Genomic DNA, 17,255 nt, shown 5'->3' with positions numbered 1-17,255 from the left:
CTAGAAGCGTGACCGCCGAATCGGGCACACACACCGGGCGCGAGGACTTCGGTCCGCCGGCCTCGCCGCGGGCGCCGGAACTGGTGTTGTGCGCCGTCGATGAACCGCTTGCCGCCGCGTGGACCGAGGCCCTCTCCACCGTCGCCGACCATGGCGGCCGGGTCCGGGTGCACCGCGGCTCGGTGCTCGACGTCGTCGCCCAGGCCGTGGTCAGCCCGGCGAACTCGTACGGCTGGATGCGCGGCGGGATCGACGCGGTCTACGCGCGGGCGTTCCCCGGTGTGGAGCAGAGCGTCCGCAGCGCGGTTCTGGCTTCGTACGGCGGGGAACTGCCGATCGGCGAGTCCGTGATCGTCCCGACCGGCGAGGCCGAGCCGGCCTGGCTGATCAGCGCGCCGACGATGCGCGAGCCCGGCGAGACGCTGCCCGCCGACACCGTCCACCCCTACCTGGCGGCACGCGCGGTGTTCCTCCAGTGGCGCCACGGGCAGCTCGATACCGGGCCCGTCCGCGACCACGTCACCACCATCGCGATGCCGGGCCTCGGCACCGGCTTCGGCGGCGTCTCACCGGCCGCGTGCGCGCGCCAGGTGGCCGCGGCGTGGGAGGAAGCCTTCGGCCGTCGTCGTCACGTTCAGTGATCTTCGCTGGCCGCAGGATAGGGGCGCGTGCATCACATCACAGCGCTTTCACGTGCGGTTGGCCCTACCGTTGGAAGAGCATTTAACGGAGCCAGCGCAGGCGACGGCCGAGGAGTGTGCGATGACCCGGGTCCGTGAACTCAGCCCTTACGTCGAGCTTCACCGGGAGCAGTGGCGTGAGCTGCGCAGTTCGACGCCACTGCCGCTGACCGCCGACGAGCTCGTGCGATTGCGCGGGCTCGGCGAGCAGGTCGACCTGGCCGAGGTCGCGGAGGTCTACCTGCCGCTTTCGAGGCTGATCAACCTGCAGGTGAAGGCGCGCCAGCAACTGTACGAAGCCACCACCACGTTCCTCGGCGAGGACTGCCGCGGCACGAAGGTCCCGTTCGTGATCGGCATCGCGGGCAGCGTCGCGGTCGGCAAGTCGACCACGGCCCGCATCCTGCGCACGCTGCTCGCCCGCTGGCCGGATCACCCGCGCGTGGACCTGGTGACCACGGACGGCTTCCTGTACCCGCGCACCGAGCTGACCCGGCGCGGCATCATGCACCGCAAGGGCTTCCCGGAGAGCTACGACCGGCGCGCGCTGCTGCGGTTCGTCACCGAGGTGAAGTCTGGCGCCGAGCACGTGTCGGCACCGGTGTACTCGCACCTCGCGTACGACATCCTGCCTGGTCAGGAGCAGGTGGTGGAGCGTCCGGACATCCTGATCATCGAGGGCCTGAACGTCCTGCAGCCCGGCCCGCGGCTGACCGTTTCGGACCTGTTCGACTTCTCCATCTACGTCGACGCCCACACCGATGACATCGAGCGCTGGTACGTGGAGCGCTTCCTGAAGCTGCGCCACACGGCGTTCTCGGACCCGGCGTCGCACTTCCACCACTTCGCCGGCCTGCCCGACGACGAGGCCCGCGAAGAGGCCCGGCACCTGTGGAGCACGATCAACGAGCCGAACCTGATGGAGAACATCAAGCCGACCCGTCCCCGGGCGACTTTGGTGCTGCGCAAGGACGCGGACCACACCATCAACCGCGTCCGGCTCCGCAAGCTCTGAAGCCCTCGGTTCACTCACACGGCCGTCGCCGGGTCACCCTGGGCTGGCCGATCGGCCGATCGGCCAGGGCTTTCCTAACCGGTTGGCCGATACCGGCACAGCCTCGCGAAAGCGACCCTGAACTCACCAGTAATCCACTCTGACCTGGGGAGGAGGCCACAATGCTCACCATCGTCCTGACTTGGATCGGCGCAGTACTCGGCCTGACCCTGCTGGTGGCCATGGCGGCCGGCACCCTCGTAGTCGACTTCGACGAGGCCCTGCAAGAGCGCCGCTCCAAGGCCGCCGCCCCCGTCCGGCCGAGTCCGTGAAGGACTCGTGAGTGGCGATGACGGTTCTAACCGTCATCGCCACTCACGAGTCAGACCTGCTCCAACGCCTCCCGGTACCCGTCCAGGTCGTAGTCCAGCCGGTCTTCCCCGGTCTCCTCCAGCTGTCCTTCCAGGACCGCGACCAGTTCCCCCAGCACCTCGTCGCGCGACAGGCCCCGCTCGGCCAGCCGCAGCGCCGCCGGCCAGACCTCCTCGGGGGAGTCGTCCCAGAGCTGGTCCACCAGCGTCGTCTTCAGCGCCAGGTGCAGCCGCGGCTCGCCGTCGAAGGAGTCGTCCGCCAGTGACTCGTGGTACTCCGGGTGCTCGCCGATCACCAGCAGACGGCGCTGCTCCGGGTCGCCAGGGTCGAGGTCGGTCAGCTCCTCGTCGCCGATCACTGTGTCCAGCGAAGGCACCGCGAAGCGGCGACGCTCGACAACGGCCAGCACCTCCTCCGGGGACTCGGTGCCGTCGAGGTAGTCGTTCGGCTCGTCCTCGTCCGGCTCCTCGGCGAGGTACTCCTCCAGATACTCGGTGACGTCCGCGACCAGCGCCGCCACCGCGACCTCCGACCGCCCGTCCCGCGCGCCCGCCCACGCGGCCCACGCCAGCACCACCGGCGCCAGTGCGTCCTCGTCCTCCAGCTCGTACTCGCCGCCGAGCAGCGCCTCGAGGAACCGCGCCAGCTTCTCCGGCCCGACGCGCAGTGGGTTCGCGGGCTCGGTGCCGCACCCGTGGTCCACGAGCAGCCGCGCGATCTCCCGCTCCTCCAGCCCGGACGCCGCGAGGAACTCGTCCACGGCCGCCTCACGCTGCTCGGGAGTCCACTCCTCCACCGACGGCGACGCCGACGGCTCGGGCAGCGCCCGGCACCAGGTCAGCGCGATGGCGTGGAACCGCGCGTAGTCCGCGCCGACCTCGGGCTCCTCCATCCCGTCGGTCTCGGCGATGCCGTCGACGAGCAGGCGGTGCGCGTCCGCGGGCTCGATCTTCTCCAGCACCACCAGCTCCGCGTCCTCCGCGGCCTGCGCGCGCATCTCGGTCAGCACCTCGATCGGCGCGTCGATGACCACGAGGTCGCGCACGCGGCCGCGTTCGGTGAAGTCCAGCAGCGCCAACAGCCCCAGCGTCGCGTCGCCACGAGAGAACACGCACAGCAGCGAGGACTCGTCGCCGTAGACGTCGCCGGTGAGCCAGCACTCGCCGACCGTCACCTGGCCGACCGACGCCGCCCACTCCGGCTCCGGAATGCCGCGGCCCAGCACCACGCCGAGCGCGTCGGCCGCCGCCGTGCGCTCCTCATCGGTCTCCGCGACGACCTTCAACGCGGCCAGCAGCGCCGCCGCCCCGGGCGTGATCTTGCGCTGCGCGAACGCGATCAGCTCCAGCCCCAGCTGCTCGCCGCCCTCGGCGTCACCCTCGATCGCCAGGTCCCACCACTGCCCGAGCACCTCGGACGCGAGCAGCTCGACGTCGAACGGGCCGGGCTCGGCCGCCAGTCCGGAGAAGTCCCGGAGGACGTCCTTGAACAGGCCGTTCACGCTGTGCGCTGCGGGCTGCGGGTTCTTCTTGCGGGCGCGACTCACCGGGCTCATGCCGAACATCGTTGCATCGAGGGCACCGGCGCGGACTCGCGGGAGCTTGGTCGCGGCGGGCCCGCATGTGGTTCCGCACGGGCGATCGGCGCGAGCCCGGGGTTTCAGCTGGTCAGCGAGTCCGCGGCGGGCTGGCTACGGGGCTTGGGCAGCGCGATCCGGGCCGCGCGCACCTCGGCGATCAGCCGCGTCTTACGCCGGTGCACGGCCACCAGATCGGCCAGGTACCCGGTGAACTCCTCCGCCGTCCCGGCACGCTTGTGGAGCGTCCGCAGCTTCTTCAGGTGCTTCGCCGCTTCGCGGTAGGACTGTGGGTCCTTCTGCTCGATCAGCCGCTCGACCTGGGTCCGGTAGACAGGGATCGTCTCGGCCGGGTGCTCGGCTTCGCGCAGCGCGGCCAGCTCGACGCGCAGGTCCAGCGAGCCGCCGAAGCGGACGCACGCGCGCCACGCCTCGTCCGGCCGTCCTTCGGCGAGCAGAGCGCGCGCCAGCTCTTCGGCGCCTTCATCGTTCTCGCCCGCGCGCTCGCGAAGCTGCTTCAACGCGCCGACACGCTGTACGGACCAGACACCGGCCTCGACCGACGCGTCCCGCAACGCGATGTACGTGACCTGCCCCGGCTCGGCGTTGAACTCCTTGCGGCGCAAGGCAACCGTCTCGTCCTCGGGCTCCGGCGGCGCGGGCGCCTTGTGCGGCGTGAGCGCTCGCGCGGCGTGAGCGATGGCCTCGCTATGCCGTCCGGCCGCGCGAAGCACACGCACGATCTTCAGGCTGACGTCCACCCGCGGCGGCTTCGCGGACAAGATGGCGACGAGCCCGTCGACGTCCCCGCGAACCTCGGCCAGCTCCTCCAGCAGCCGCTCCGCGACGTCGCGTCGGTATCCGGTGGCGCCGACCGCGACGACATCGTCCACAGTGGACTTGATCCGGTCGAGTCCACGGTCTCCCAACGCTTTCGCGAATTCGGCCAGCTCGATCGCCGGGCGGCCGAGGCCGTCGAACTCCGCCTCGAGGATCCAGTCGGCCAGCTGGTCGGGATCCGGCGGCCGCGCGACGCACGCGCGGGCGTACAACTCGACGGCGCGCTCCAGCCGGTCGCCGAGATCGCCCGACGGGTCCCCGGACTGCTCCAGCATCTCGCCGATGTCGTCGACCGTGCGGCGCGCCAGCGGGGCCAGGTCCGCGCGGCTGCCGGCGTCGAGCAGCCGTTGCAGCGTGTCCAGCACTGCGCCGACCTTCGCGGTGTACTCCATGTTGCCGTCGGACACCGCGGTGTCGAGCAGGCGGTGCGCCTCCGTGACGTCACCGGATTGGGTGGCGGCTCGCAGTTCGAGTGAATGCCGTAACTCAGGGTCACGCTGAGCCTGGTCGTAGAGCAGCTCCGCCAGCGTCTCCGCGTCCAAGGTACGCAGGTAGGGGCGCAGATCCGGGGGAGCAGTCACGCGGACCAGTCTGCCGTATGGCCTCTGTCGTGCGTGTGGGCCAACTGCGTGCTCTTTCCGGAGTAGCCGCGCACCGCGGGTGACCAGCGCCGGGCCTGCGGATATGCGGCCGGCAGCGGTGCGTGACCGGCGTGATAGTCAGTCCCGGTGAACCTCGAAGACCTCATCCAGCGCCTGCGCGACTTCGCCGCCGCCCGCGACTGGGAATCGTTCCACACCCCGAAGAATCTCGTCATGGCGCTGTCCGGCGAAGTGGGTGAGCTGATCTCCCTGTTCCAGTGGCTGACGCCGGAAGAGGCCGCCGCCTGGCGCACCGACCCGGCCATGGAGTTCAACGTCCAGGACGAAATCGCCGACGTCACCCTCTACCTGGTCAGCCTCGCCGACTCGCTGGGCATCGACCTCCTCGCCGCGGCCAACGCGAAGATCGACCGCAACGAGACCCGTTTCCCGCCGCTGGAGAAGTGACCGGCGTTCAGGCGCCCACGGACGGCCGCTGCCCCTTCTCCCCCACCAGCCAGCCCCCGACCAGCAGGCCGATCCCGATGACGGCAAGGAAGATCCCCGCACCCACCGCCGCCCCACCGAACATCGCGGCGACGGTGATGAACATCAGCAGCAGCCCGATTCCCATCATGACCCGGCCGGCCACCGTCGACGCCACCTGCGCTGGGCCCTTCGCCGGCACGGCCGCGAGACCGGCGGGCGGAGGATCAGCGGCCACCGGTCCGTTGGAACGCGGTGCGGTGCTGCGCGGTGCCGGACGTGGGACCGCGGCGCCGGCGACCTCGCCAGGAACGGGCTCGCCGCGGGGCGCGGGAACAGCCACTGGGGCGAACTGGCGCGTCTCCTCCTGAGGTCGCGTTTCCTCCCGCGGCCGTGCCTCCTCCTGCGGCCGCATTTCCTCCCGCGGCCGCATCTCCTCCTCCGGCCGTGTCACCTCCCGCGGCCGCATCTCTTCCCACGGCCGTGCCTCCTCCCACGGCAGCATCTCCTCCTCCGACCGTGTCACCTCCATCGAATCCGCCCGTCGCGCCGCCTCCGTCGGATCCGCCACCGGCCACACCGGTCCGCCCTCCGAAGCCCGCGCCACCACCGGCTCAGCCCCCAGGACTCCCGCCGCTCCCAACTCAGGCTCGCCCCGCAAATCCCGCGCCGCCCAAGTCCCAGCCCCCGGCTCAAACCCCAGCGCGACCGTCGCCGCCCCGACCGCCACCACCTCAGCCCCCAGCCCGACAGCCCGCGCCAACCGCGGCTCAGCCGGCGACACGCTGTCGTCGTGCGCGAGGTGCGTAACCGAGGCCGTCAGCTTCTTCGCCAGCTGCACCCCCTCGGCGAGCACGCGAGCGCGCAGCCGGTCCGCCGCCGCCGTCGTGCCGAGGACCAGCACGCGCGTCACCCTCCCGGAAGCCGTGGGGCGGAGGCCGTCGACGACCTCCGGGACGCCGAGTGCCGCCGCGACCTGGTGCAGCTCGCGGTCCTCCGCCGTCGTCACCACGCCGTCCGCCTCCGCGACCGCGCGGAGGGCGGACACAAAACCGTGGTGGATGCGCCGGACGTCCGGCTCGCTCATCCCGGCGTCGGCCGCGAGTCCGGCCAGCGCCCACACCTCCTCGCCCGACAGGTGCTGGTCGCCGACGGACTCCGCGAGCAAGTCCAGATACGCCTGCGCCACCGTCGAGTCCGAAGGCTCGGCGACGACCCGGTCGACCACCCCGGACATCCAGCCGTTCTCGACGACATCGACGTCCGGGCGGCCGAGAATCCGGCCGCCGGCCGCGAACCGCGGCAGCTCCGGGAACTTCGGCGGCGCCGTGAAGCCCAGACCGTGCGCGCCGACGAGCGCGGTCACCACCCGCGCGCAGACCCGAGCCGACGCCAACGCGAGGTACGGCGGGTAGTCGCCGATGCCGAGCGCCCGCGCGATCGTGCCCAGCCGGTAGTTCGGCAGGCGCACCACCTCCTGCGCCGCGCGCATCGTCGAAACCCCAGGCAGCACCGGCAGCCGGACACCCAGCCGCGCGCCTTCCGCGGCGAGGAACCCCAACGTCGACGGGAGGTCGTGCGCCACGATCACGGCGCCGCGGCACAGGTCGAGCAACGGTCCGAGCACGTCACCGAACGACGGCGCCATGGCCAGCTCGTCCCCATTGATCCGGTGCGGCCCGGGCGGCAGCGCGCACCCCGGCGAGACGAGCGTCGACAGCTCGCCGCGCACCGTCCCGTCGGCGCGGACGCGCACCACCCCGAGTTCGACGACGCGGCCCGTGTGCAGGCCCGTGGTCTTCACGTCGATCGCGGTGAAGTCGGCTTCGCGCGCAGACACCCGTCCGTCTCGCGTGAGCGGCAATAATTCGATCAACTCGGCCATGACCTGCGCACTTTCTGCCGGAGGGGGTTCGGATGAAGATCGTCTGCGGCCCGGCGAATGTGACATCATTTCCACCGGTTTCGAAATCCGTGACGCTCCTGTGACGATAAACCAGGACCGTTCGAGTGACAGTGGACAGTTTCACGTCAGCTGCACGTCATCGCCGTAACGCGGCGGGGTTTTCCCGCGAAAATATCCTCACAAGATCGAAATTGAGGAACGAGGAATTCCCGAATGCACCCGACCCCTGCTCCCGCGGCCCGCCCCTGGCGGCGTTTTCCGAAGTGGCTGATGGCCACTCTCGGCGTTTTCGTGGTCCTGTTCGTCCTCGGCGCGATCTTCGGCAAGGCCCCCCAAACGCCGACGCAGCCGCTCGCGGCCCCGCAAGCGCCGGCCACGACCTCGTCCTCGCCGGCCGCCCCGCCGCCACCGGTCACGTTCACCGTCGACAAGGTGACCGACGGCGCCACCGTCGAACTCGCGGCCAGCGACGGGACCCACCGCACGGTGCACGTCCTCGGTGTCACCGTCGCGACCGGGAACAACTGTTACGCAGCGGAGACGCTGACCTGGGCGACCGCAAAACTCGTCGGCGCTCCGGTCAAGCTGACCACCGACACCGCTTCCGGCGTGGCGTTGGCCCTGCTCGACGGCTCCGACTACGCGACCGCGGCGATCTCCGGCGGCTTCGCCAAGTACGCCGCCGACGCCGTCTCGACGTCACTGCAAGCGCTGCAAAACACCGCCAGCCAGACCGCCGTCGGCCTCTGGGCCGCGCCCTGCAACGGCACGATCGACGCGCCGACGCCCGCCCCGCCCGCGCCCCCGGCTGCCCCAGCACCCGCACCCGCCCCCGCACCCGAGAAGGCGGCGCCCGCCCCAGCCCCCACCGAAGAGCAGGCCCCGGCGCCCGACAATTCCTCGTCCGTCTACTACAAGAACTGCACCGCGGTCCGAGCAGCACATGCCGATCCGCTCTACGCCGGACAACCCGGCTACAGCCGAAAACTGGACCGCGACGGCGACGGCGTGGCTTGCGAAAAGTGACGATGCTAGGTGGTGCGATCGGAAATCCGGTCGCACCACCTCGCTGATTCTCAGGATCTCGCGGGCACGTTCTCTTCAAGATCGTTCAGCAGCGCATGGACCGGCGCCCAGCACAACATCACACTGTCGCGGTCGAATCGTGGTCGCTCCGCCAGCTCTTTACGCGGATGCACGAAGTTGCGAAAATCGCGGACGTTGTGGACGAAGGTTGCGGCGTCCAGCTGAATCCAGTCCTTCCCATGGGCTGTGTCGATCAACTGCTCCAAGGTGACCCGGCTGGCGTTCTTCCGGCGCTGCCCGGCCGGGTCCCGGTTGTCCGGGAATCCCTTCGTCCTCAGCTCATCGTCCCGTTCCAGGAGCAGCTCGAGCAGAAGGCCTTCGACGATACTGCCGATCCCGATGACCGCCATCGTGTAGGCGCCGCCGGTCTCGCAGATGCGGGTCTCCTCGACCCTGCCCATCAGCAGGTCGACGGTCGACGAGTCCGACAGCAGCCCTTCCAGCCGCCGGCGGAAGTCCGCGGGCTCGGAGAACGTCGGCTGCTTCCCGTCCGGCCCGAGGCGGCCGATCACCGGCCGACCGGACACGTAGGTGACGACCAGGCCTTCCGGCGCGATCTTTTCGTTCACCACGAGGCGGAATTCCTCGGCTACAACAGGTCCTTCGTCGTACTCGATCGGATCACACACCCGGCACAGGAGCCGCTCGATCTCCACGCGGTTCTCCCGCCGCTCCTCCAACTGCTCGCACAGCCACGGGATTCGCGGGGAACCGTCGTACTCGGGCGGATCAGTCCATCCGGCGCTCGTCAACAGCTGCGTGAGCTGGTAGCCCTTGCGCTCATATGGACCGCCCATGTCGACTATCACCTCGGCCAGCCGCTCGGCCGTCCGGGAATCCAGCTGGAACATCAGTCCTCCTCCTTGTCCGCGAGGTCCTGAGCGATTTCGATCGCCCGGGTGAGCTGCCTGACGATCACCGGCCCCTTGCGCTGGAAGCCGAGCTCGGCCATGGCTTGGTGCAGGCGCTCGTCCTGGTCGAGCAGTAGACCGTCGGTCATCAGCCACCGGCAGGTCTCGATGAGCTGCCGCTCCGTGTACTCCTGGATCCCCAGCCCGTACGGAACGCGGGGCCTCGGCCCTCGCTCCACCGCGGCCGTCGCAGCGGGGGCGAGGGCGGGAGCCGGTGCGGCTGGAACTGGGAGCGTCGGCTCGGCGTCGGCATCGGCCATCGCCTTCTCCCACGCCGAGACGATCCGATCGGTCTCGCCCATGGGGTCGGCGAACCACGCCGAGGACCACAGCCGGTGGAACCGCCACCCCAGCTTCTCCAGGTGCGCCTGTCGAAGGCGGTCACGATCACGTGCGCTCTGCGAACTGTGGTAGCTGTGCCCGTCCGCCTCGACGGCGAGCACCATCCGGCCAGGGTCGTCACGATGCGCCAGCGCGAAGTCGATCCGGTAGCCGGAGAAGCCCCACTGCGGATGGACTGGCACACCACGCCCTCGCAGCGCAGCTTCGATCGCGCGCTCGAAGCCGTTCAGCTCGGTTTGGACAGAGTGGCCGACCACGTCGATCGAACCGTGCTGCTCGGCGAAGTCCAGGTACCTGCGCAGCAGCTCGGTACCTGTCACCCGGTCGGACGGCCTGAGGTCGGCCGCCGTGAACGAGGCCACCACCGTCATCCGGCGCTTCGCCCGGGTCACGGCGACGTTCAGGCGGCGCTCACTGCCCTGGTGGTTCAAAATGCCGAAAGCCGTGTAGTTGATCTTCCCGGCCGCGTCCCGGGCGACCCCGACGCTCAAGATGATCGCGTCCCGCTCGTCGCCCTGTACGTTCTCCAGATTCTTCACGAAGAACCGCCGTCCCAGCTCGACCTCGCTGGAGAAGAACCGGTCAAGGTCGGAATTCGACTTTCGCGCCTCACGCAGAGCGCGGTCCAGCCGTGCCTGGTGTTTCATGCTGGGCGTGATCACTCCGAGGCTTTCCTCCGGCCGCTCCCGCGCGTGCTGGAGGATCAGCTCGACCACCCGGTCGACCTCGGCCGGCGACGACCCGTTCTGCCCGGGCGACGCCTCACCGTGGACCACCTCCAGAGTCACCGGGCTCTCCTGACGAGCGCCGGGAAAGGTGACCAGGCCATTGCGGTAGATCTCCCGGTTGGAGAACGCGATCAGCCGTTCGTCGGCACTGCGGTAGTGCCAGCTCAGCATCACGGGCTGGGGCATGAGCGAGCGCAACGCGGTCAAGATGGACTCGAAGTCCGACAGTTCCCCGTCGAATTCCTGATCCTCGTCGTCGTCTGTCACTGCCCGGTCGAAGAAGTTCGACGGCGGCAGCTGTTTCTCGTCGCCGGCGACGACGAGCTTGTCGCCCCGCATGATCGAGGTGATCGCGTCGTGCGGGCGGATCTGGCTCGCCTCGTCGAAGACGACCACGTCGAAGAGCCGCTCGGCCGGCAGCATCCTGCTCACCACCAACGGGGACATCGCCCAGCACGGCCGCAGTGCCAGCAGAACGTCAGAAGCCTGCTCGACGAGTTTTCGCGTCGGCATGTGCCGGGTCTTGAGGCTCGCCTGCTTCTTGAGGATCTGTGCTTGGTCGGGGTAGCTGTCCTTGGCGGCCTTCACTTGGCGGGCGACGGCACGGCGCACTCGCGCGGCCGAAGTCCGCCGATGCTCGACGTCACCCGCCCGGAACTCCTCCGCCGCGCGAGCCTGCCGTTCGGCCACGAACTGCGCGAGCTCGGGCACGGTCGTCTTCAGCTCGTCTTCGATCGACGAGAGCCAGTTCCACTCGAAAACGGCCCACGCCTGGGCAGAGGTAAACCCGTCATCGGCCATCTTCTGGAGCAGCTCTTCCAACCCCAGCCGGCGGAATCCGTCGAGCAGGCTGATCAGCCCTGGCATCCGGAACAACATGTCCTGGTCATCACGCAGCTCTTCCAGCCGCTGCCCAACCTCCAGCGCCGAGCCGTTCTCCAGCTCCGGCCGACGCGCCGAGAGCGCGACAGCCGCCAGCTGCCGCCGCAGCTCGGCGTAGTCCGCCATCACCTTGTCCAGCCCCATCACGTGGGACGGTTGCGTCTGGTATCCGCCGAGATGCCGCCATTGGTCACGCTGAGCGGCAATCCTCATGAGATGCGCGTACAGCTCGGGCTTCTTCTTGACACCGTTCGTCGACATCGCGCGCACTTGTTTGACCAGCGCGCGTCGCTCTTTCCATGGCAGCTGCTGCGGGTAGTGGGCGCGGATCCCCCGGTCGGCGGTCGCGTAACAGAACTTGTTCAGCTGCTCACCGAAGATGTCCGGCCCGAAAGCCCGCACGCTGGACGAGACGTGGTCCAGCAGTTCCAGCACGTCCTGCCAGCCGGCGATGTCGCGCGGAGCGGCGAGGCCGGTTTGGTTCAGCAGCCCGTGCATCCCGTCCTGCCCCTGCTTCAGGGTCTTGTCCGCAAGCTGGTCCAGCTCGTGCAGCACCCGGCGGACATCGTCCTCGGTCCGGACGTCGGCCTTGGACCACGGCGTCTCGTCACGCAACAGTCGCGGACCGCCGAGCTCGAAGAAGTCACGTAACTCCTGCTCCAGCCGTCCAACCACGTTCCGGTCAAGGGCCCGCAGGTGCCGGTTGCGGAAGGGGCTCTTGATCCGGGGGCCAGGAGGGAGCGCCAGCAGGCGGTCACGAACCTGGAAGGCGCTGAGCCCCCACGGCTCGCGCACGGCGTGCAGCTCACGCGACTGGTCCAGCAGCCGCTGCCGGGCCCCGGTAAGGCGGGCGTGCAACTGCTCCACTTCGACCGGCGGCTGCTTCGAGAGCGTGTCAAGGCTGTCAGCAAGTTGCTTCGCCACGTCGCGTTTGCTGATCTTCCGCTGGTGTAGATCGAGGACAAGGCCATCGAGCTGGACGTCGGCGAGACGATTCAGCACCGCCTCGATGGCGGCCCGTTTCTCGGCGACGAACAGGACCTTTTTACCCGTGGCCGCTGCCCCGGCGATGATATTGGCGATCGTCTGGCTCTTGCCGGTACCCGGCGGTCCTTCGATGAACACGTGCTGGCCGGAGAGCGCGGTCATGACCGCCCTGTGTTGCGAAGAGTCCGCGTCCTGCACGAGGAACTCGTCGACGGGGCGCAGCTCGTCCACCGACGGAGGCACGAAGCCGTTTCCCTCGCCCGCGAGTGCCTCCGAAGCCGGCGCGAACCCGGCGATCGCGGCGATGAGGTCGTGTTCGGCCAGCAGCTCAGTCGCATTGGCCAGGTCTTCGACCATCGGCAGCTTTACGTAGTTGAACGCACCCAGCACCACAGCGGGTTCCAAGGCGAGTTCCACGTTCTGCGCGGCCGCGACGGCGGTGAGCTGCTGGAACACGGCCTCGACCCGGGCGGCGTGCCCGCTCTCGGTGGCCAGCACGGTCTCGACGTGCGCGGCGAACTCATCCGGGTCCACCGAGACGCCGTAGTACTCGTTGAGGACGAAGAGCAACACCGGGTTGACCTCGACGTCCTCTCCCGCTTCGACGGTGAAGTCGCTCTCGGCCGCCGTCCGCGGTTTCAAGGTCATGGGCCGGAGCAGAAGGGGGGCACGCAGTGCCGGCAGCGGTTTGGTCCCCTTGTGCTGCCGCGGACTGGTCAGCACGAACCCCAGCGCGATCCGGCCGACCTCGACCCCCTGCTCCTCCTCGAACAGCAGCAGCCGTCGGGCGAGGCTCTGCGCACTGGCGCACGCGGCCCGGTGCCGATCGGGATCGGTGAACAGGGTGCGCAACGTTGCCTTGCCGCCGCCGGTCAACGCGGCAAGCGGACCTTCCTCGGCCCCAGCCAGATCTAGACTGCCGGTTTTGGTGTTCTTGAAGACCACCATGGTATTGGTCGGGCTGACGTCGATCAGCCGATTTCGCCACTTATCGGCCTGGGCCGCGACCAGCTGGAGTCGCAGCGGATCGATGTGCGCGGTCATACCGCATTTTCCCCTCGACAGAACGGTTTTCGGACCTGCAGCGCAGGGCCCGCCGTTCTGCGACGAGCCTTGCAGCATGCCAGAAAGGCGAGCTGGACGGAAGAGGATCGCTGGATGCCACCCTCACCCATCACCGGGTTCGAAGATCGTCACCTCAGGCTGCTTTGTCTCGGGTACGCGAGAGTAACCACCCATTCGGAGGCTGTTGATCTCGATCCGGAAACGCATTTTCCGGTCACGAGGTAGTGAGATAAGCCTGCGCGAGCCGCGCGTAAACCACGACATTGTCGCGGTAGTTCCCGGTCGAGTGGTCGAAGTCGCCGCCGCAGGTGATCAGGCGCAGTTCGGGGGTCGGGGTGTCGCCGTAGACGCGGTCGGTCGGGAACTGCGACTTCGGGTAGCGGTCGACGCGGTACACGGTGAACACGGCGCTCGTGCGGTCCTCGCGGTTGACCACGACCTGCTCGCCGGAGCGCATGTCCTTGAGGCGGAAGAAAACCCCGGGCACCTTGCGGTAGTCGACGTGCGCCGCCACCACCGCGGGGCCGACCTGGCCGGGCGCGGGGCCGCCGGTGAACCAGCCGGCGGTCAGCGCGTCCTTCGGCACCTCGAGGGCGCCGTCGGAGGTCAGGCCCAGCTCGACGAGATGGTCGACGCGCACGCCGATCGCCGGGATCTCGAGCGCCGCCGGTTCCGACGGCGTCTGCACTTTCGCGACCGGCAGCCGCGTGGCCGACGGCGTCGGCGCGGTCACGGACGTCGGCGGCCCGCCCGTCGCGAGGACCGGCTGCACACCGTCCGTCGGGGACGGCGCCTGGAGGAACGCGACGATCAGCAGCGCCGCCACCGCCACGGCGAGGAAGGCGCCCACCAGGAGCGCGCGGACCCGCATCAGCTCGGACGGCGGCGCAGGTACAGCACCATCGCGCCGGATGCGCTCGCCGCGAGCAGGACACCGGCCCCGATGAGGAAGCCGCCGTCACCCTCGTCCGGCTCTCCGCCGCCGGTCGCGACCCCGCCGACGGGCTTCACCTTCACCTGAGGCGCAGTCTCCACCGGGGCCCGGGTGGAAGTGGTCGTGGACGTTTCCGGAATTGTCACCGAAGTGCTGGTACCGCCCTGCGACGGATTCTGCGAAGACGTCGGCGTAGTGCTCTGAGCGGGCCGGTGCGGCAGCGATTCACACGCCACGCCGTCGTGGTCGGAATCCAGGCCGTTCGGGTCGGACTTGTCCTGGTCGAGCACGGCCTGCGCGTCCTCCTGGTAGTCGAAGTCGCTGCAGTTCTTGTCTCCCACCTGCGCGAATGCCACCTGGACCGGCGCGATCAAAGTGAGCCCGGCGACGACGGCAGCCATGCCGCAGGCACGACGAAATGAGGACAACGGAGTGGTCCTTTCGAGGGAAAATGGAGGCGATGCGTGGTTCATATCGCGATTCCCAGGAGACCGTTACGGGCGATTTCCCGGAAAATGCTCACCGTTCCCGGAAATGGCGATCCGTCCACCCGATCGGGTATATCCGGTGATTTTTCACCCACGCCCGCCGGGTGCCCGACGCCGCGCGCCCGTGGCGTCGGGCACGGAGGGCGGCCGCGCCGCTCGCACACCCCGTAACCTGGCGGTATGCCGATCCAGGTGCTGCTCGTCGACGACCACGAACTGGTCCGCCGCGGCCTGCGCGACCTCCTCGGCGACGAGACCGACATCGAGGTCGTCGCCGAGGCTGGCAGCGTCGAAGAGGCGCTGGCGGTGGCGATGCACGTCGAGCCGGACGTGGCCGTGGTGGACGTCCGCCTCGGCGACGGCGACGGCATCACCCTGTGCCGCGAGCTGCGGTCCAAGCCCAGCCCGCCGGCCTGCCTCATGCTCACCGCGTTCGACGACGAGGAGGCCATGGTCGGCGCGATCATGGCGGGCGCGTCGGGTTACCTGCTCAAGCAGGTGCGGGGCCAGGACGTGGTCAACGCCGTGCGCGAGGTCGCCGCCGGCCGCTCCCTGCTCGACCCGCTCAGCACCGCCCGCGTGCTGGACAAGCTCCGCCACCCGCCCACGGACGACCTCGCCGCCCTCACCGACCGCGAGCGCGACGTGCTGGAGCTCATCGGGCAGGGCATGTCCAACCGCGAGATCGCCGAGCGCCTCTTCCTGGCCGAGAAGACGGTCAAGAACTACGTCACCTCGGTCCTCGCCAAGCTCGGCATGCAACGTCGTACCCAGGCCGCCGCCTGGATCGCCCGCCGCGGCAAGTGATGCCGGAGATACGCACCCCCCCCCCGTCGTTTTCGATGGATCCGGCCTGGCAGACCTTCGGTGTCGAGCGACGCGTGCTGGTGGTCGCGCGGACAGTCACCACCGTGACGCGCTTGCTGGACGTGCTGTCGCTGTTCGAGGACGACCCTCGCGTCCAGCCCTCCTTCACCTTCGATGGGCGGAACCCAGCGATTTTCAGCGCCGGGCTGCCGGAATTCCTCCACAGCCTGGGGACAAACATCGTGCCGTGGGCGCAGGCCGTCAAACCTGGGTTCGACCTAGCGATCGCGGCGAGTGAGAACGACGACCTCGCCAAGCTGCCGTCGCCGGTGCTGCTGATCCCGCACGGGATCGGGCACCAGAAGTACTACCCGCGCACGGAGATCGTGTCCGGCCTGAACCCGTCGCGGTTACGCGGCGAGCGCTTGCGGCTCGGGCTCTCGCACGGCAACCAGCTGCGCCACCTCGACGGGAACGCCCCGCCCACCGTTGTCATCGGCGACCCGTGCCACGACCGCATGCTGGCCAGCGCCCATCGAGTACCGCACTTCCGGCGGCTGCTCGGCGTGGACTCGCGCACCCACGTGGTGCTCGCGTCGACGTGGGGCCCGGACTCCCTGATCGGCGCCGATCACCTTGTGCCACAACGTTTTCTGGCCGAGCTGCCGCTGGACGAGTACCGCGTGAGCCTGGTGCTGCACCCTGCGGTCTGGTCGGCGCACAGCCCGTTCCAGGTCCGGGCCGCCCTGGCCGCGGCGATCCGCGGCGGCCTCACAGTGATCCCGCCCCAGCACGGCTGGCAGGCGACGCTGCTCTCCGCCGACTGCGTGGTCTCCGACTGCGGCTCGATGCCCCTCTACGCGACGGCGGCCGGCGTCCCGGTGATCATCGGCAGCCCGGTCTCGGACACCGTGGTGACCGGCTCTCCGCTCGCGGAACTGCTCACGAAGGCCCCGCGGCTGGTTAGGTCCGACCTAATGAGCCAGATCAGCGCCGCAATCGCGGCCGGCCCTGTCCCCGGCGTCGCCGAACAGGCTGTGGAGTACCCGGGCAAGTGCGCGGAGATTCTCAGGCCGCTGCTGTACACCATGCTCGGCCTATCGGAACCGGCACGGCCGGCCGTTTTTCCACCTGTGGAAGACCCCGCTCCACAGGTCCAGCGGCCGGCGACGTTCCGCGTAAGTATCCACAACGAGGGCACCACACTGGCCATCACCCGCTTCCCGGCCGCGGTCCCCCACAACGGTGACCCCCTGCCCGGTGCTCACGTGGTCGCGCATGCCGAGTTGTCCACACTCGCCGATTTGGAAGGCGCCGCCGTCATCCACAGGGACCGGACGGACGACTTCCCCACCTGGGCGGCCGAGACAGCCCGCCGCCGCCCGAACGCCCGCCTGATCGCCGCCACCGCCCCAGGCCGCTGCCTAGTCCGCACAGAAGACGGCACCACGACAACCCTCAGCGCTCCCCCCGACGTCGACCCACTGACCGTCGCCTCAGCCGCCTACTGGCACGCGATGCGAAAACTCCCCCTGACAAACCTGCACTTCCGCCTCGGCAACCGCCTGATCACCGCCGAAGCCACCTAAC

14 protein-coding genes are annotated in these 17,255 nt (G+C 69.4%); 7 read left to right on the top strand and 7 right to left on the bottom strand.

Annotated features, from left to right (window positions below; all coding sequences use genetic code 11):
* The first annotated feature begins 8 nt into the window (after positions 1–8).
* From OG943_RS37625 to OG943_RS37615, 3 genes are all read left to right on the top strand, one after another.
* Entirely contained in the window at positions 9–641 is a 633-nt protein-coding gene (locus OG943_RS37625; RefSeq protein WP_328605671.1) for a macro domain-containing protein, read from the top strand.
* A 121-nt stretch (positions 642–762) separates the two neighbouring features.
* Positions 763–1,695: a type I pantothenate kinase gene (gene coaA, locus OG943_RS37620; RefSeq protein ID WP_328605670.1), complete on the top strand. Its 933-nt coding sequence runs from the start codon at positions 763–765 to the stop codon at positions 1,693–1,695.
* A gap of 161 nt (positions 1,696–1,856) precedes the next feature.
* Complete coding sequence (locus OG943_RS37615) at positions 1,857–2,006, top strand: hypothetical protein (protein WP_328605669.1); 150 nt, start codon at positions 1,857–1,859, stop codon at positions 2,004–2,006.
* 50 nt (positions 2,007–2,056) lie between these two features.
* On the opposite strand, the gene OG943_RS37610 is transcribed toward OG943_RS37615, so the two are convergent.
* Both OG943_RS37610 and OG943_RS37605 read right to left on the bottom strand, forming a co-directional pair.
* Positions 2,057–3,601, bottom strand: a complete 1,545-nt coding sequence (locus OG943_RS37610) for a hypothetical protein (protein WP_328605668.1) — start codon at positions 3,599–3,601, stop codon at positions 2,057–2,059.
* Between the two features lie 104 nt (positions 3,602–3,705).
* Positions 3,706–5,043, bottom strand: a complete 1,338-nt coding sequence (locus OG943_RS37605; RefSeq protein WP_442874624.1) for a hypothetical protein — start codon at positions 5,041–5,043, stop codon at positions 3,706–3,708.
* Positions 5,044–5,190: 147 nt separating this feature from the next.
* Here OG943_RS37605 and OG943_RS37600 point away from each other — a divergent pair, with 147 nt between their 5' ends.
* Positions 5,191–5,511, top strand: coding sequence for a nucleotide pyrophosphohydrolase (locus OG943_RS37600; protein WP_328605667.1), 321 nt, complete (start codon positions 5,191–5,193; stop codon positions 5,509–5,511).
* Between the two features lie 7 nt (positions 5,512–5,518).
* Here the strand turns inward: OG943_RS37600 and OG943_RS37595 are convergent, their stop codons facing one another.
* Positions 5,519–7,369 (bottom strand): hypothetical protein, encoded by a 1,851-nt coding sequence (locus tag OG943_RS37595; RefSeq protein ID WP_328605666.1) that lies wholly within the window; start codon positions 7,367–7,369, stop codon positions 5,519–5,521.
* A 336-nt stretch (positions 7,370–7,705) separates the two neighbouring features.
* Between OG943_RS37595 and OG943_RS37590 the strand changes: the two genes are divergently transcribed.
* Positions 7,706–8,461 carry a thermonuclease family protein gene (locus OG943_RS37590; protein WP_328605665.1) on the top strand — a complete coding sequence of 252 codons (756 nt, stop codon included), beginning with the start codon at positions 7,706–7,708 and terminating at the stop codon, positions 8,459–8,461.
* A gap of 50 nt (positions 8,462–8,511) precedes the next feature.
* Here the strand turns inward: OG943_RS37590 and OG943_RS37585 are convergent, their stop codons facing one another.
* The 4 genes from OG943_RS37585 to OG943_RS37570 all read right to left on the bottom strand — a co-directional run bounded on the left by OG943_RS37585 (position 8,512) and on the right by OG943_RS37570 (position 14,771).
* Positions 8,512–9,372, bottom strand: a complete 861-nt coding sequence (locus OG943_RS37585; protein ID WP_328605664.1) for a hypothetical protein — start codon at positions 9,370–9,372, stop codon at positions 8,512–8,514.
* Entirely contained in the window at positions 9,372–13,415 is a 4,044-nt protein-coding gene (locus tag OG943_RS37580; RefSeq protein WP_328605663.1) for an AAA domain-containing protein, read from the bottom strand. Before OG943_RS37580 ends, OG943_RS37585 begins: the two co-directional genes overlap by 1 nt.
* A gap of 235 nt (positions 13,416–13,650) precedes the next feature.
* Entirely contained in the window at positions 13,651–14,307 is a 657-nt protein-coding gene (locus OG943_RS37575) for a class F sortase (protein WP_328605662.1), read from the bottom strand.
* Positions 14,307–14,771, bottom strand: a complete 465-nt coding sequence (locus OG943_RS37570; protein ID WP_328605661.1) for an excalibur calcium-binding domain-containing protein — start codon at positions 14,769–14,771, stop codon at positions 14,307–14,309. The genes OG943_RS37575 and OG943_RS37570 overlap by 1 nt, the downstream gene beginning before the upstream one ends.
* Before the next feature lie 267 nt (positions 14,772–15,038).
* On the opposite strand from OG943_RS37570, the gene OG943_RS37565 reads away from it, so the two are divergent.
* Together OG943_RS37565 and OG943_RS37560 are read left to right on the top strand one after the other, a co-directional pair.
* A complete protein-coding gene (locus OG943_RS37565) occupies positions 15,039–15,665 on the top strand; it encodes a response regulator (protein WP_091621367.1) in 627 nt (208 codons plus the stop codon).
* 35 nt (positions 15,666–15,700) lie between these two features.
* Positions 15,701–17,254: a hypothetical protein gene (locus tag OG943_RS37560; protein ID WP_328605660.1), complete on the top strand. Its 1,554-nt coding sequence runs from the start codon at positions 15,701–15,703 to the stop codon at positions 17,252–17,254.
* The last annotated feature ends 1 nt before the right edge of the window (position 17,255 follow it).

The sequence above is a fragment of the Amycolatopsis sp. NBC_00345 genome (assembly GCF_036116635.1).
Lineage (GTDB): Bacteria > Actinomycetota > Actinomycetes > Mycobacteriales > Pseudonocardiaceae > Amycolatopsis.
Note: the sequence above shows the minus strand (reverse complement) of the source record. Positions and strands in the feature narration are given on the sequence as shown.

Bases quoted from the DNA above. Each gene is read 5' to 3' on its own strand.
- coaA (WP_328605670.1), top strand. From the start codon at position 763: ATGACCCGGGTCCGTGAACTCAGCCCTTACGTCGAGCTTCACCGGGAG.
- OG943_RS37615 (WP_328605669.1), top strand. From the start codon at position 1,857: ATGCTCACCATCGTCCTGACTTGGATCGGCGCAGTACTCGGCCTGACC.
- OG943_RS37610 (WP_328605668.1), bottom strand. From the start codon at position 3,601: ATGAGCCCGGTGAGTCGCGCCCGCAAGAAGAACCCGCAGCCCGCAGCG.
- OG943_RS37590 (WP_328605665.1), top strand. From the start codon at position 7,706: ATGGCCACTCTCGGCGTTTTCGTGGTCCTGTTCGTCCTCGGCGCGATC.
- OG943_RS37585 (WP_328605664.1), bottom strand. From the start codon at position 9,372: ATGTTCCAGCTGGATTCCCGGACGGCCGAGCGGCTGGCCGAGGTGATA.
- OG943_RS37580 (WP_328605663.1), bottom strand. From the start codon at position 13,415: ATGACCGCGCACATCGATCCGCTGCGACTCCAGCTGGTCGCGGCCCAG.
- OG943_RS37575 (WP_328605662.1), bottom strand. From the start codon at position 14,307: ATGCGGGTCCGCGCGCTCCTGGTGGGCGCCTTCCTCGCCGTGGCGGTG.
- OG943_RS37570 (WP_328605661.1), bottom strand. From the start codon at position 14,771: ATGGCTGCCGTCGTCGCCGGGCTCACTTTGATCGCGCCGGTCCAGGTG.
- OG943_RS37565 (WP_091621367.1), top strand. From the start codon at position 15,039: ATGCCGATCCAGGTGCTGCTCGTCGACGACCACGAACTGGTCCGCCGC.
- OG943_RS37560 (WP_328605660.1), top strand. From the start codon at position 15,701: ATGGATCCGGCCTGGCAGACCTTCGGTGTCGAGCGACGCGTGCTGGTG.